The following is a 14,861-nucleotide window of genomic DNA, read 5'->3' as shown; positions in this document are numbered from 1 at the left end:
CACCGGCGGCGGGAGCCGTTCGCGTCGGTCACCGTGGTCCTCGACCAGCGCGGTTCCGGCACCTACGCCGAGAACGTCGAGTTCGTCCTCGGCGACAGCTCGCGCCTGAACATCGTCGCCGTCCAGGACTGGGCCGACGACGCGGTGCACGTGGCGGCCCACCATGCCCGCCTCGGCCGCGACGCCGTGCTGCGGCACTTCACCGTCGGGCTCGGCGGTGACCTCGTGCGCGTGTCCCCGACGGTCCGGTACGACGCACCCGGCGGCGACGCCGAGATGCTCGGCCTGTACTTCGCCGACGCCGGCCAGCACCTCGAGCAGCGCCTGCTCGTCGACCACGCGCAGCCGCACTGCAAGTCCAACGTCGTGTACAAGGGGGCGCTGCAGGGCGATCCCGGCTCCGGCAAGCCGGACGCGCACACGGTGTGGATCGGGGACGTGCTCATCCGCGCCGAGGCCGAGGGCACCGACACCTTCGAGCTCAACCGCAACCTGGTGCTCACCGACGGGGCTCGCGCCGACTCGGTGCCCAACCTCGAGATCGAGACCGGCGAGATCGTCGGTGCCGGCCACGCCAGCGCCACCGGCCGGTTCGACGACGAGCAGCTGTTCTACCTGCGTGCCCGCGGCATCTCCGAGGAGCAGGCCCGCCGGCTGGTGGTCCGGGGGTTCTTCCACGAACTCGTCGAGAAGATCACCGTGCCCGCCGTCCGGGAGCGGCTCGAGGCCGCCATCGAGGCCGAACTCGCCGCCGTCGGCGCCTGACCCCCACCCGTTCTCCCATATTCGCGAAGGAACCGTTACCGACATGTCCACCGAGCAGAACGTCCTCGAGATCAAGGACCTGCACGTCCGCGTCGCCCAGACCGACGACAACGCCGAGCCGATCGACATCCTCAAGGGCGTGAACCTCACCGTCCGGTCCGGGGAGACCCACGCCATCATGGGCCCCAACGGCTCGGGCAAGTCCACCCTGTCGTACGCCATCGCCGGCCACCCCAAGTACGAGGTGACCTCCGGGTCGATCACTCTCAACGGCGAGGACGTGCTCGCGATGAGCGTGGACGAGCGGGCCCGCGCCGGCCTGTTCCTGGCCATGCAGTACCCCGTCGAAGTCCCGGGCGTGTCCATGTCGAACTTCCTGCGCACCGCCGCGACCGCGGTCCGCGGTGAGGCCCCGAAGCTGCGCCACTGGGTCAAGGAGGTCAAGTCGGCGATGACCGAACTCGACATCGACCCGGCGTTCGGCGACCGGTCCGTCAACGAGGGCTTCTCCGGCGGCGAGAAGAAGCGCCACGAGATCCTCCAGCTGGGCCTGCTCGCGCCGAAGATCGCCATCCTCGACGAGACCGACTCCGGCCTCGACGTCGACGCCCTGCGCGTGGTCTCCGAGGGCGTCAACCGCTACCAGGAACGCGAGCACGGCGGCGTGCTGCTGATCACCCACTACACCCGCATCCTGCGCTACATCAAGCCGCAGTTCGTGCACGTGTTCGTCGGTGGCCGCGTCGTCGAGTCCGGCGGCCCGGAGCTCGCCGACGAACTCGAGACGAACGGTTACGTGCGCTTCACCCAGGCCGCCGCGGCCGCGGGTGCCGACAAGTAAGGAACGGTGAGCCGATGACGGTGCAGGTGCCCACGGTGGACGTCGCCCGGATCCGGGCCGACTTCCCGATCCTCGGGCGCACGGTGCGCGACGGGAAACCCCTGGTCTACCTCGACTCCGGAGCCACCTCGCAGCGCCCGACGCAGGTCCTCGACGCCGAACGGGCGTTCCTGACCACCTGCAACGCGGCCGTGCACCGGGGAGCGCACGAGCTGTCCGAGGAAGCCACCGACGCCTACGAGGGTGCCCGCGCCGTGATCGCCGACTTCGTCGGCGCGGACGCGGACGAGCTGGTGTTCACCAAGAACGCCACCGAGTCGCTCAATCTCGTCGCCTACGCCTTCGCCGACGCCCGGTTCCCCCGGCGGGTCGGGCCCGGCGACGAGATCGTCGTCACCGAGCTCGAACACCACGCCAACCTGGTGCCGTGGCAGGAACTCGCCCGCCGCACCGGCGCCACGCTGCGCTGGTACGGGGTGACCGACGACGGCCGCATCGATCTCGATTCCCTCGAGCTCACCGACCGGGTCAAGGTCGTCGCCTTCACCCACCAGTCCAACGTCACCGGGGCCGTGGCGCCGGTCGAGGAGCTGGTGCGGCGCGCGAAGGCCGTCGGCGCGGTCGTCGTGCTCGACGCCTGCCAGTCGGTGCCGCACATGGGCGTGGACTTCCACGCGCTCGGGGTCGACTTCGCGGCCTTCTCGGGCCACAAGATGTTCGGCCCGTCCGGCGTCGGCGTCCTCTACGGACGCCGCGAGCTGCTCGCCGACGTGCCACCGTTCATCACCGGCGGCTCGATGATCGAGACCGTCACCATGGAGGCCTCGACGTTCGCGCCGCCACCGCAGCGCTTCGAGGCGGGCTCGCCGATGTCGTCGCAGGCCGTCGGACTCGGCGCCGCGGTGCGGTACCTGCAGCAGATCGGCATGGACGCCGTCGCCGCGCACGAGCACGAGCTCACCGCGGCGGCCCTGGCCGAACTCGCGGGCATCGACGGCGTGCGGATCGTCGGCCCCACCACGGCCGAGCAGCGCGGCGGGGCCGTGTCGTTCGTCGTCGACGGGATCCACGCGCACGACCTCGGACAGATCCTCGACGACGAGGGCGTCGAGATCCGCGTCGGTCACCACTGCGCGTGGCCGCTGCACCGCCGATTCGGGATCGCGGCGACCGCCCGGGCCTCCTTCGCCGTGTACAACACGCTCGACGAGGTGGCCGCGCTCGGTGCGGCGATCCGCCGGGCCCAGGACTTCTTCGGAGCACGCTGATGCGGATGGAACAGATGTACCAGGAGGTCATCCTGGACCACTACAAGCACCCGCACCACCGGGGCCTGCGCGAGCCCTACGGAGCGCAGGTGCACCACGTCAACCCCACGTGCGGCGACGAGGTGACGTTGCGGGTGCAGCTCGCCGGCGACGGCACCGTCGCGGACGTCTCCTACGACGGGCAGGGCTGCTCGATCAGCCAGGCGTCGACCTCGGTGCTCACCGACCAGGTGATCGGGCTCCCGCTGGACCGCGCCCTGGCCACCGTCGACGCGTTCGCGGAGATGGTCGGCAGCCGGGGAACCGTCGAGGGTGACGAGGACGTGCTCGGCGACGGCATCGCCTTCGCCGGGGTCTCGAAGTATCCGGCGCGCGTGAAGTGCGCGCTGCTGGGCTGGATGGCGTTCAAGGACGCCGTCGTGCAGATCACCGACGGCACCGACAGCACTCACCGGACCGCACCCGTAGCCAGTGGAGGACAGAACTGATGACCGAACCCGTGACCCCGGCGGACGAGACCGCCCCCGCCGCCCCGGACGCGTCCCCCGCCCTCGATCCCGAGCGGTACGACGAGCTCGAGGAGGCGATGCGCGACGTCGTCGACCCCGAACTCGGGATCAACGTCGTCGACCTGGGCCTGGTCTACGGCATCTCCGAGGACGACGACGCCGTCACCATCGACATGACGCTCACGTCGGCGGCCTGCCCGCTCACCGACGTCATCGAGGACCAGTCCCGCAACGCCCTCGTCCGCAGCGGACTGTGCGACGAGCTGCGCATCAACTGGGTGTGGATGCCGCCGTGGGGACCGGACAAGATCACCGACGACGGTCGCGAGCAGTTGCGCGCGCTCGGGTTCACCGTCTGACGCGGCCGGTGACCCGGCACGTCCCCCAGGTGTCCCCGGATCCGGGAGGTGCCGGCTCCGCGGATCCGGGAGCCGCCGGCTCCGTGGATCCGATCACCGCACTCGAACACGAGTTCATGGCGCTGATGCGCCGCGGCCGGGACCAGATGGGGGTGCGGGCCCGCGCCGTCCACCCCCAGCTGGATCCCGCGTGCTACCCGCTGCTGGTGCTGCTCGGCCGCGCGGACGCGGTGGCGATGTCGGAGCTGCTCCGCGATCTCGCGATCGAGAAGTCGACGTTGACGCGACGCATCGACGCCGCCGTCCGGCTCGGGCTGGTCGAGCGGACGCCGGATCCGCACGACGCCCGCGCACGGCTCGTCGCGCTCACCGCCGACGGCCGGGAACGGTTGACCGCACTGCAGCGCGAACAGACAGCGCGGTGGCGGCGCCGCCTGTCCACCTGGGATCCCGCCGACGTCGAGCAGCTCACCGCTCTGCTGCGCCGTCTCGGCGACGGACTGGACTGAGGGCGTACCGTCCGACGCCTGAGGCCCCGGCCGGTGCCGGGGCCTCAGGCCCGCTTGCGGGCGGTGGACTTCTTCGCGCTCGACTTGGTTGCCGCCGTCTTCTTCGCGGCCGACGTGCCGCCGGACTTCGCGGCGGTCTTCTTCGCCGGAGTCTTCTTCGCGGCGCTCTTGCGGGCGGGTGACTTCTTCGCCGCCGAGCCGCGGGCCGGCGCAGCCCCCTCCCCCTTCTTCTCACCGGACGCGGCGTCCACGCTGCGCTGCAGCGCAGCCACCAGATCCAGCACCTCGGCGTCCTCGGCCGCGGGTTCGCCCGCCGGGGTCACCGGCAGCACCTTCTCGCCGCCCCGGGCGATGATGTCGTCGATCAGCGACCGCAGCTCGGCCTGGTACTCGTCGGTGAACTCGTCCGGCCGGAAATCGTCGGCCATCGACTCGACGAGCATCTCCGCCATCGCCATTTCCTTCTGCTTCGGCGGCTCCGCGTCGTCGAGCACCGGGAACGACACCGACCGCACCTCGTCCGGCCACAGCAGGGTCTGCAGCACGAGCACGCCGTCCCGGTTGCGCAGTGCCGCCAGCCGGGTGCGTTGGCGCAGCGTGAAGTGCACGAGCGCGGTGCGATCGGTCTGGGTGAGCGTCTCGGCGAGCAGCGTGTACGCCTTCGGCGACGACGAGTCCGGCTCGAGGTAGTAGGACTTCTCGAAGAAGATCGGGTCGATCTGCTCCGACGGGACGAACTGCAGCACCGGGATCTCGTGCTTCTCCGCGACGGGCAGCTTGTCGAAGTCCTCGTCGGTGAGCACGACCCGGACGCCCTCGTCGGAGTCGTAGGCCTTGTCGATCTCGGCGTAGGGCACCGACTCGCCGCATTCGGTGCAGACACGGTCGTACTTGATCCGGCCGCCGTCCTTCGCATGCACCTGGTGGAACCGGATGTCGTGGCTCTCCGTGGCGGAGTAGACCTTCACCGGCACGTTCACCAGTCCGAACGCGATGGCACCCTTCCAGATCGAACGCATGGTTCCATCATGATCGAGATCGGCGTCCGCCGCGCGGAACCCGGCGAACTCGTCACCACAGGGCGCGCAGCATGGCCCCGCGCAGGGCCGGCGAGCCCGTCGTGAACATCCGGGTCATCGCCGCCACCGTCCCGCCGAGGTCGGTGCGACCGGACAGGTAGGAGCGCTGACGCTCGGGCGGCAGCGTGAAGAACCCGGCGAAGAACGCCGGGGTCTGTTCCGGGTGCAGTTTCAGCAGCACCCGCAGCCCCGAGGCGCGCAACTGCGCGACCGCCCGCGCCGAGGGCGACCACAACGCCGCCGTGGCCTTGCGGCCCCCGGCGAGCGCGTGCGCCACGGGATCGGCCGCCGCCAGCGAGGCCGCCACCGCGTACCCGGTGCCCGGGTGCATCAGACCGCCGCGGGCCCCGAACCGGGCCACCCCGCGCGTCGATTCCGGCGGCGGCTGCACCCCGAACCGCACCCGCTCGACGGGCTCCGATCCGCTCAGTTCGACCCCGCGCGCGGCGAGCCGGACCTCGAGTCGCCGCCGCAGCTCGGGGAGGGGTAGCGCCGGCCGGCCCACCAGGCAGGTCTCCTCGAGCAGCATCCGGTCCTGCCCGAGCGGCACCGCGTACAGGAACGACGGCGCATCCCCCGAGTCGGTGCGGTTGTCGCGCCGCCAGTCCATGAACCAGGCGTCGCGACCCTGCAGCGCGGGTGCAGCGGTCGCGGTGTCGACGATCACGCCGAAGGCGGTCTGCTGGGCGCGGGAGCGGTGGGCAGGCACCCCGCGCGCGTCGATCACGGCCCGCGCGCGCAGCGCCGCACCGTCCGCGAGGGCGACGTGGTCGGCGGCGACGACGTCCGCCCGGGCGGTGCAGACCCGCACGCCGTCCAGCGACAGACTTCGCTGCAGTGCCGATGCGTCGAAAACACCGTAGGGGCGCGGAATTCGGTGCGGCCGCACGGTCCACGCCGACGGTTCCGCCACCCGCGCCGCGAGTACCGACTCGGGCAGCCAGGGAGGCAACTCGTCGAGCCACGCCGCGTAGGTCGCCGTCCACGGCCGGTCCGGCCGCGGATCCACCGCGAGCACGTCGAGACCGGCCGCGGCGGCGCGGTGGGCCAGCGCGCGCCCGGCGGGCCCGAGCCCGACGACGATCACCTCCGCATCGATCACCTTCGCGTCGATCACCCGCTACATCGCTCCCGTCGCCAGCAGTCCACCGTCCACCCGCACAGTCTCCCCGGTGATCCACCCGGCCGCATCCGAGACGAGGAAGGCGACCAGTTCGGCGACGTCGGCGGGGGTGCCGAGCCGGCGCATGGGGTACCGGGCGGCGGCGCTGTCCTCGCCGTCGGCGACGAGTGCGGCCGCGAACTTCGTCTTCACCACCCCGGGCGCCACCGCGTTGACGCGCACGCCCGGGCCGAGCTGCCAGGCCAGCTCCTCGGTCAGCCGGATCAGCGCCGCCTTCGAAGCCCCGTACGCGGCGATCACCCCGGTCGACCGCAGGCCCGCCACGCTCGCGATGTTGACCACGGACCCGCCGTGCTCACCCATCCATGCGCGGTAGGCCTGCTGCACGAATCCCAGCGCGGCGACGACGTTGACGTCGAAGATCTTGCGGACGGCGTCGAGGTCGGCGTCCATCAGCGCCCCGAAGACGGGGTTGATGCCGGTGTTGTTGATCAGGATGTCCAGGGTGCCGAGCTCGGTGACGGTGCGCCGCACCGCCTCGGCGCGGGCCTCGGCGTCCCCGGCGTTGCCGGGCAGCTCGAGCACCCGTCCGCGGTGACCGATGGCGCGCAGCTCGCCGGCGGCCTCGGCGAGCGGCTCGGCCTTGCGGGCCGTGAGGGCCACGTTCGCGCCGCGGGCGAGCAGCGCCGCGGCGATCGCCTTGCCGATCCCGCGGCTCGCTCCGGTCACCAGTGCCGTCCGGCCCGTCAGGTCCGAGCCGGCGGGATATAGGGGGAAGTCGTCATGCCGGGGAACGTAGCGCATCTCACGTCGGGAGTCGGCGCTGCGGACGGTAAAATGAATGGTTCGTGCGCCTGCCCCTGCGGCATCATCGGCAACCGATCCGAAACATCCCTGAGGAGTCCCACGCGTGATCACCGCCACCGATCTGGAAGTCCGCGCCGGCGTGCGGACGCTGCTCTCGGCGCCGGGACCGGCGCTGCGGGTGCAGCCGGGCGACCGGATCGGGTTGGTCGGACGCAACGGCGCCGGCAAGACCACCACCCTGCGCATCCTCGCGGGGGAGGGGGAGCCGTACGCGGGTGCCGTCGTCCGCTCCGGTGACCTGGGGTACCTGCCGCAGGACCCCCGCGAGGGCAACCTCGACGTGCTCGCCAAGGACCGCGTGCTCTCCGCCCGCGGCCTCGACGAGATCCTGCGGGCGATGGAGAAGCAGCAGGCCGTCATGGCCGAGGCCGTCGACGAGAACGTCCGCGACCGGGCGGTGCGCAAGTACGGGTCGCTCGAGGAACGCTTCTCGGCCCTCGGCGGGTACGAGGCCGAATCCGAGGCGGCCCGCATCTGCACCAGCCTCGGCCTGCCGGACCGGGTGCTGGGCCAGCCGCTGCGCACCCTGTCGGGCGGCCAGCGCCGCCGCGTCGAACTGGCCCGCATCCTGTTCGCCGCCTCCGACGGTTCCGGCAAGTCCGCCACCACCCTGCTGCTCGACGAGCCCACCAACCACCTCGACGCCGACTCGATCACCTGGTTGCGCGGATTCCTGCAGAACCACGACGGCGGGCTGGTCGTCATCAGCCACGACGTGGACCTGCTCGCCGACGTCGTGAACAAGGTGTGGTTCCTCGACGCGGTGCGCGGTGAGGCCGACATCTACAACATGGGCTGGAAGAAGTACCTCGACGCGCGGGCCACCGACGAGGCGCGCCGTCGCCGCGAACGTGCCAACGCCGAGAAGAAGGCGTCCGCGTTGCGTCAACAGGCGGCCAAGCTCGGCGCGAAGGCCACCAAGGCCGTCGCCGCGCAGAACATGGCCAAGCGCGCCGACAAGCTGCTCGCCGAACTCGACGAGGTGCGGGTGGCCGACAAGGTGGCCAAGATCCGGTTCCCGGACCCGGCGCCGTGCGGCAAGACCCCGCTCACCGCCGAGAGCCTGACGAAGGTGTACGGCTCGCTGGAGATCTTCACCGGCGTGGACCTGGCGATCGACCGGGGCAGCCGCGTCGTCGTGCTCGGCCTCAACGGTGCCGGCAAGACCACGCTGCTGCGGCTGCTCGCGGGGGTCGAGACCCCGGACGCGGGCGGGCTGGTGCCCGGACACGGCCTGAAGATCGGATACTTCGCCCAGGAGCACGACACCCTCGACGACGATGCGACAGTGTGGGAGAACATCCGGCACGCGGCACCGGACGCCGGGGAGCAGGACCTGCGGGGGCTGCTCGGGGCGTTCATGTTCACCGGCCCCCAGCTCGACCAGCCCGCCGGGACGCTGTCCGGTGGCGAGAAGACCCGCCTGGCGCTGGCCGGGCTCGTATCCTCCGCGGCGAACGTGTTGCTGCTCGACGAGCCGACCAACAACCTGGACCCGGTCTCGCGGGAACAGGTGCTCGACGCGCTGCGCAGCTACGCCGGTGCGGTCGTGCTCGTCACCCACGATCCCGGGGCCGCCGAAGCGCTCGATCCGGAGCGCGTCATCCTTCTCCCGGACGGCACCGAGGACCACTGGTCGCAGGAGTACCTGGAGCTGATCCAGCTCGCCTGAGCTTCGACCTGCGCGGCGGGTGCGGGCGCATCTCCGGTGCGGAGCCGGGCGGCCGCTGCGGCCCGGACCTGCGCGATTCCTCCCGGTGCCCCGCGCCGTGAACTAGCCTGGGAGGCGGGGCCTTGCCGAGCCGACGGGAGGATCCGATGGCACGCAAATCCGAGCACGCCGGGAGCGTACTGACCAAGGGCACACGGGTCACGGGGGAATCGCGTGACCGTCTGCAGGCAGAACTGAAACGCCGCTACGAGGCCGGGGCGAGCATCCGGACGCTGGCGCAGGAAACGGGCCGTTCCTACGGGTTCGTGCACAACGTGCTCGTGGAGTCCCACGTCGCGCTGCGCGGCCGGGGCGGACCGAACCGGCGCAGCGCGGCACGCGCCTCGACCTGACCGGGTCAGCCGGCGGCGGTGCGCCGCACGGACTCCTCGACCAGGTCCAGTACCGCCGCCAGCTCGCCGTCGGCGGTGCCCGAGGCAAGCCGCGCGATCAGCCCGTCGAGAACCAGGTCCAGGTAGCTGAGCACGACCTCGGTCGGCACGTCGTCGCGCAGCCGGCCGGCCTCGCGTTGCCGTTCGAGCCGGCCCACCGTCGCCTTGGTCAGCTCCGCGGAGTGCTGGGTCCAGGCCTTCGCGAAGTCCGGGTCGGTGCGCAGGCGCCGCGTGATCTCGAGCCGGGTACCGAGCCAGTCGAACTGCTCGGGTGAGGCGAGCATGTCGCGCATCACCTGCACCAGGCCCTGCTCGGCGGCGACGTCGGCCATCCGCGCGGCGTCTTCCTGTGCCAGGGCCAGGAAGAGGCCGTCCTTGTCCTTGAAGTGATGGAAGATCGCGCCGCGGGACAGTCCCGTGGCGTCCTCCAGGCGGCGCACCGTGGCGCCGTCGTAGCCGAACTCGGCGAAGCACCGGCGGGCGCCGGCGAGGATCTGTCTCCGGCGCGCGGCGAGGTGGTCCTCACTGACCTTGGGCACCGCGAACGTCCTTTCGGGGCGGAGACGGCGGGCCCGAGACGAAGTCGCCCCGAGCCCGCCGCCGGTGCACAGCGTGGTCCGCCCGCGGGTGCGGGCGGCCGATCCGGGGGGGTGTCAGCCCCGGATCATGTTGCGCAGCACGTACTGCAGGATGCCGCCGTTGCGGTAGTAGTCCGCCTCGCCGGGGGTGTCGATGCGCACGACCGCGTCGAACTCGACCGTGCTGCCGTCCGCCTTGGTGGCGGTGACGTGCACCGTGCGCGGCGTCGTGCCCTGGTTGAGCTCCTCGATGCCCGCGATGTCGAACACCTCGGTGCCGTCGAGTCCGAGCGACTTCGCCGACTCACCCGCGGGGAACTGCAGCGGGATGACGCCCATGCCGATCAGGTTCGACCGGTGGATGCGCTCGAACGACTCGGTGATGACCGCCTTGACACCGAGCAGGCGGGTGCCCTTGGCGGCCCAGTCGCGGGACGAGCCGGAACCGTACTCCTTGCCGCCCAGGACGACCAGCGGGATGCCGGCCTTCTGGTAGTTCTGCGAGGCGTCGTAGATGAACGCCTGCGGAGCACCGTCCTGCGTGAAGTCGCGGGTGTACCCGCCGGAGACCCCGTCGAGCAGCTGGTTCTGCAGGCGGATGTTCGCGAACGTGCCGCGGATCATCACCTCGTGGTTGCCGCGCCGCGACCCGAGCGAGTTGTAGTCCTTGCGCGCGACCCCGTGGGAGTCGAGGTACTGCGCGGCGGGGGTGCCGGGCTTGATCGGGCCGGCCGGGCTGATGTGGTCGGTGGTGACCGAATCGCCGAGCAGGGCCAGCACGCGGGCACCCTTGATGTCGGAGACCGGAGCCGGATCCATCGTCATGCCGTCGAAGTACGGAGCCTTGCGGACGTAGGTCGAGTTCGCGTCCCACGCGAAGGTGTCGCCCTCCGGGGTCTCCAGGTTCTGCCAGCGGTGATCGCCCTTGAAGACATCGGCGTAGGACTTGCGGAACATGTCCTGGCTGATCGCCGACTTGATGGTGTCGTCGATCTCCTGGGCCGACGGCCAGATGTCCTTCAGGAAGACGTCGTTGCCGTCCTGGTCCTGTCCGAGCGGATCGGTCTCGAAGTCGAAGTCCATCGTGCCCGCCAGGGCGTACGCGATGACGAGCGGCGGGGACGCGAGGTAGTTCATCTTCACGTCGGGGGAGATGCGACCCTCGAAGTTGCGGTTACCGGAGAGCACGGCGGTCACCGACAGGTCGTTGTCGTTGACGGCCTTGGAGATCTCCTCCGGCAGCGGCCCGGTGTTGCCGATGCACGTGGTGCAGCCGTAGCCACCGAGGTAGAACCCGAGCTTCTCGAGGTACGGCCACAGCCCGGCCTTCTCGTAGTAGTCGGAGACGACCTGCGAACCGGGTGCCATGTTGGTCTTGACCCACGGCTTCGACGACAGGCCCTTCTCGACGGCGTTGCGGGCGAGCAGCGCGGCGCCGAGCATCACCGACGGGTTCGAGGTGTTGGTGCACGAGGTGATGCCCGCGACGACGACGGCGCCGTGGTCGAGCACGAACTCGCCACGTTCCTCGGAGACGACCCGCACCGGCTTGGTGGGCCGGCCGTCCGCGCCGTTGGCGGCGGACTGGACGTCGACGGCACCGTCGTCGGCGAAGGACAGCGCGACCGGGTCGGACGCCGGGAAGGACTCCTCGACGGCCTCGTCGAGCTGGGTGTGCTCGACGGGGTGCTGCTCCTCGACGTAGTTGTGGATGTCCTTGCGGAAGGCGGTCTTCGACTCGGTGAGCGGGATGCGGTCCTGCGGGCGCTTCGGGCCGGCGATGGACGGGACCACGGTGCTCAGGTCCAGCTCGAGGTACTCGGAGTAGGCGGGCTCCTTGTCCGCGTCGTGCCACATGCCCTGCTCCTTGGCGTACGCCTCGACGAGCGCGAGCTGCTCGTCGCTGCGGCCGGTCAGGCGCAGGTAGTTGATGGTCTCGCCGTCGATCGGGAAGATCGCGGCGGTGGATCCGAACTCGGGGCTCATGTTGCCCAGGGTGGCGCGGTTGGCCAGCGGCACCTCGGCGACGCCCGCGCCGTAGAACTCGACGAACTTGCCGACGACGCCGTGCTTGCGGAGCATGTCGGTGACCGTGAGGACGACGTCGGTGGCGGTCACGCCCGGCCGGATCTCGCCGGTCAGCTTGAAGCCGACCACGCGCGGGATGAGCATCGAGACCGGCTGGCCGAGCATCGCGGCCTCGGCCTCGATGCCGCCGACGCCCCAGCCGAGCACGCCGAGGCCGTTGACCATCGTGGTGTGCGAGTCGGTGCCGACGCAGGTGTCGGGGTAGGCCTGGCCGTTGCGCACCATCACGGTGGGGGCCAGGTACTCGATGTTGACCTGGTGCACGATGCCCATGCCCGGGGGAACGACCTTGAAGTCGTCGAAGGCGCCCTGGCCCCAGCGCAGGAACTGGTAGCGCTCGCCGTTGCGCTCGTACTCGAGGTCGACGTTGCGCTCGAGGGCGTCGGCCCGGCCGAAGACGTCGAGAATGACCGAGTGGTCGATGACCATGTCGGCGGGGGAGAGCGGGTTGACCTTGTTCGGGTCGCCGCCGAGGGTGGTGACGGCCTCACGCATGGTGGCGAGGTCGACCACGCAGGGCACGCCGGTGAAGTCCTGCATGATCACCCGGGCGGGAGTGAACTGGATCTCGACGCTCGGCTCGGCCGACGGATCCCAGTTCGCGAGGGCGCGGATGTGATCGGCGGTGATGTTCGCACCGTCTTCGGTGCGCAGCAGGTTCTCGGCGAGAACCTTCAGTGCATAGGGCAGCTTCTCGGTGCCGGGAACGGCCGAGAGGCGGAAGATCTCGTACGAGTTCTCTCCGACCTCCAGCGTCCCCTTGGCGCCGAACGAATCAATACTGGTGCTCACGTCAGCTCCACTCGTCGATGAGGCTCGCCGCCGACGGGGCTGTGTCGACGGCCGAAGCGAGGCTCCGCAGCCGGGCCGGGCCGCAGAACAGGGCCGGACGGCGTCGGAGGCGTCTCGCGGCAAGTCTAACAGTACGCTTGTCCTGTGAAGCGGTGGGACGGAACCGCCGATCCGGCGTCCGGCCGCCGCGATCGCCTCGTCGCGTAGGGTACGAACGGCGCCGCACGAGCGGTGGCCGTCGAGTACCACGGAGAGAGATGTCTGCGCCCCTGCCACGTGTCCTGACGCCGTCGGCCACCGACCTCCCGCCGGGCGTCTCGCTCGAGCAGGTCCTCGCCGAGCTCGCCGACGACCAGGTCTCGGCACCCCCGGAGCGCGTCGACGATCTCGTCGCCGTCGTCGAACGCGCGCAGCAGCACGGGATCGACCTGAGCATCGTCGTGCTCGACCGCGATCCGCGTCTCGATTCGCAGCTGCGCGACCTCGCCACGGACGTCGCCGGCGAGGACGGCGGCACCGTGCTCGTGCTCAGCCCCGGCTGGGTGGGCGCGCACAGCGACAGCATCGATCGGGTGGTTCTCGAGTCCGCGCAGGACCGTACCTACACCGGCGACCCGGTCGTCTCGGCGTCGAATTTCGTCGACGCTCTCACCGAGCCCGCGCCGCCCTGGACGTTGCTCACGGTGCTGCTGCTGCTCGCGGTCGCGGGCGCGGCCGGGGCCACGTATCTCGCCAAGGCGGTCCGTCGCCGTCACGACACCGACACGACGACGGCGGCCGCCGACCGGATCCCGCGCTGACGCGACGGAGAATTTTCGCCCCCGACTGTGGCCGTCGTCACAGCTCAGGCCGTTGACACAGGTCTCAGTACGCTTCCGTCTTCTGTGACTGGAGTTTCCTCGGGGTGCGAAGTGTCGTACGGTGCACTTGGCGCTCTTGGGGAAGGGGTGTCACACATACCCGGTGCCGGGTTGCGGTGCGAACCGTGAATCGACGCCGGGCCGTCGAGCGGTGCAACCGCGGCCTCGTCCGCGGTGGATCGCTGCTGCACCGACCCCTTTCCCGGTTGCGCTCGGGTGCGTCCCGCCGGCGCGACCGAGGGAGGGCGATGTGAGGCGTAGCGGAATACGGCAGGCGATGTCCCGGCAGTCGTCGCGGACGCCCCGAAGACGCCGGTTGCCCCGCACGGCGCGGCTGGTCCTCGGCATCGGCCTGGCCGCCTCGCTGATCGCCGGCACTGCCGCGTCCGCCGGGGCGGTCCCGCCCCCGCCACCCAATCCGAGCGATGCCGATCTCGCGGCCGCCGGGGGTGCCGTCGCCGCCGGGCTGGACCAGGTGGGCGGTCTCATCCTCCGCATCGCCGCAGCCGACCAGCACCTCGCCGAACTCGAGAACCAGGTGGCGATCAAACGGGAGAACGTCAACCGCGCCCTGGTCGACCTGCAGTCCGCCCGCGACGCCGCCGACGCCGCCGCCCACGCCGTCACCCTGTCGCAGCAGGCGCTGAAGGACGCGGGCACCCGGATCCGGCAGGCCCAGCAGGACTTCGACGCCTTCGCCCGCGACAGCTACGTCCAGGGCACCAATGTCGCCTCGCTCGCCTCGTTCATCGGCTCCACCGGGCCCGACGATCTGCTCGACCGCGCCCAGATCATGCGTCTGCTCTCCGCGGGCCGCACCGCCGTCCTCGACGCGCTCGAACGTGCCCGCACCGAGCAGGCCAACCGGGACTCGCGAGCGCGCGCCAGCAAGCAGGAAGCGGACGCCGCCGCCGCGGCGGCGGAGGAACGTCGTGCCGCCGCCGAGGCCGCCATCAGCGAGGCGCGCACCGCGCTGGCCGCGCAGACGGCCGAGAAGCAACGCATCGAACAGGACCGCGCACAGGCGCAGGCCGAACTCGACCGGGCCCGCGGCACCGTCACCGGACTCGAGGGTCAGCGCGCGCAGTATGCGGAGTGGGATCGGCAGCGGCAGGCCGAG

The 14,861-nt window shown here is 71.1% G+C and carries 15 protein-coding genes; 10 read left to right on the top strand and 5 right to left on the bottom strand.

Going from position 1 to position 14,861, the window contains the following annotated elements; genetic code table 11:
• The 6 genes from sufD to OEY_RS0117185 all read left to right on the top strand — a co-directional run.
• The coding region (gene sufD / locus OEY_RS0117210) for a Fe-S cluster assembly protein SufD (RefSeq protein ID WP_010595080.1) at positions 1 to 765 on the top strand (765 nt) is incomplete at its 5' end.
• 43 nt (positions 766 to 808) lie between these two features.
• Positions 809 to 1,606, top strand: a complete 798-nt coding sequence (gene sufC, locus OEY_RS0117205) for a Fe-S cluster assembly ATPase SufC (protein WP_010595079.1) — start codon at positions 809 to 811, stop codon at positions 1,604 to 1,606.
• A 14-nt stretch (positions 1,607 to 1,620) separates the two neighbouring features.
• Positions 1,621 to 2,874: a cysteine desulfurase gene (locus OEY_RS0117200; protein WP_010595078.1), complete on the top strand. Its 1,254-nt coding sequence runs from the start codon at positions 1,621 to 1,623 to the stop codon at positions 2,872 to 2,874.
• A complete protein-coding gene (sufU, locus tag OEY_RS0117195) occupies positions 2,874 to 3,362 on the top strand; it encodes a Fe-S cluster assembly sulfur transfer protein SufU (RefSeq protein ID WP_010595077.1) in 489 nt (162 codons plus the stop codon). Before OEY_RS0117200 ends, sufU begins: the two co-directional genes overlap by 1 nt.
• Positions 3,362 to 3,742: a metal-sulfur cluster assembly factor gene (locus tag OEY_RS0117190; protein ID WP_010595076.1), complete on the top strand. Its 381-nt coding sequence runs from the start codon at positions 3,362 to 3,364 to the stop codon at positions 3,740 to 3,742. Before sufU ends, OEY_RS0117190 begins: the two co-directional genes overlap by 1 nt.
• Positions 3,743 to 3,858: 116 nt before the next feature.
• Entirely contained in the window at positions 3,859 to 4,251 is a 393-nt protein-coding gene (locus OEY_RS0117185; protein ID WP_048773575.1) for a MarR family winged helix-turn-helix transcriptional regulator, read from the top strand.
• A 44-nt stretch (positions 4,252 to 4,295) separates the two neighbouring features.
• On the opposite strand, the gene ku is transcribed toward OEY_RS0117185, so the two are convergent.
• From ku to OEY_RS0117170, 3 genes are read right to left on the bottom strand one after another with little or no spacing between them, the layout of a single operon-like run.
• A complete protein-coding gene (gene ku / locus OEY_RS0117180) occupies positions 4,296 to 5,270 on the bottom strand; it encodes a non-homologous end joining protein Ku (RefSeq protein WP_010595074.1) in 975 nt (324 codons plus the stop codon).
• A gap of 52 nt (positions 5,271 to 5,322) precedes the next feature.
• Entirely contained in the window at positions 5,323 to 6,447 is a 1,125-nt protein-coding gene (locus OEY_RS0117175) for a lycopene cyclase family protein (protein ID WP_010595073.1), read from the bottom strand.
• A gap of 3 nt (positions 6,448 to 6,450) precedes the next feature.
• Complete coding sequence (locus OEY_RS0117170; RefSeq protein WP_010595072.1) at positions 6,451 to 7,257, bottom strand: SDR family oxidoreductase; 807 nt, start codon at positions 7,255 to 7,257, stop codon at positions 6,451 to 6,453.
• Between the two features lie 106 nt (positions 7,258 to 7,363).
• Between OEY_RS0117170 and OEY_RS0117165 the strand changes: the two genes are divergently transcribed.
• Together OEY_RS0117165 and OEY_RS0117160 are read left to right on the top strand one after the other, a co-directional pair.
• Positions 7,364 to 8,992, top strand: a complete 1,629-nt coding sequence (locus tag OEY_RS0117165; protein ID WP_010595071.1) for an ABC-F family ATP-binding cassette domain-containing protein — start codon at positions 7,364 to 7,366, stop codon at positions 8,990 to 8,992.
• Positions 8,993 to 9,138: 146 nt separating this feature from the next.
• A complete protein-coding gene (locus tag OEY_RS0117160) occupies positions 9,139 to 9,384 on the top strand; it encodes a helix-turn-helix domain-containing protein (protein WP_010595070.1) in 246 nt (81 codons plus the stop codon).
• A gap of 5 nt (positions 9,385 to 9,389) precedes the next feature.
• On the opposite strand, the gene OEY_RS0117155 is transcribed toward OEY_RS0117160, so the two are convergent.
• Entirely contained in the window at positions 9,390 to 9,962 is a 573-nt protein-coding gene (locus OEY_RS0117155) for a TetR/AcrR family transcriptional regulator (protein WP_010595069.1), read from the bottom strand.
• Positions 9,963 to 10,076: 114 nt separating this feature from the next.
• Positions 10,077 to 12,881, bottom strand: a complete 2,805-nt coding sequence (gene acnA, locus OEY_RS0117150; RefSeq protein WP_010595068.1) for an aconitate hydratase AcnA — start codon at positions 12,879 to 12,881, stop codon at positions 10,077 to 10,079.
• Positions 12,882 to 13,138: 257 nt separating this feature from the next.
• On the opposite strand from acnA, the gene OEY_RS0117145 reads away from it, so the two are divergent.
• Complete coding sequence (locus tag OEY_RS0117145) at positions 13,139 to 13,681, top strand: Rv1476 family membrane protein (RefSeq protein WP_010595067.1); 543 nt, start codon at positions 13,139 to 13,141, stop codon at positions 13,679 to 13,681.
• A gap of 376 nt (positions 13,682 to 14,057) precedes the next feature.
• Positions 14,058 to 14,861 (top strand): hypothetical protein (locus tag OEY_RS28605; RefSeq protein ID WP_010595066.1); only part of this gene is annotated, 804 nt, incomplete at its 3' end.

This window comes from Rhodococcus sp. P14 (assembly GCF_000256505.1).
GTDB classification, from domain to species: Bacteria; Actinomycetota; Actinomycetes; order Mycobacteriales; family Mycobacteriaceae; genus Rhodococcus; species Rhodococcus ruber.
Note: the sequence above shows the minus strand (reverse complement) of the source record. Positions and strands in the feature narration are given on the sequence as shown.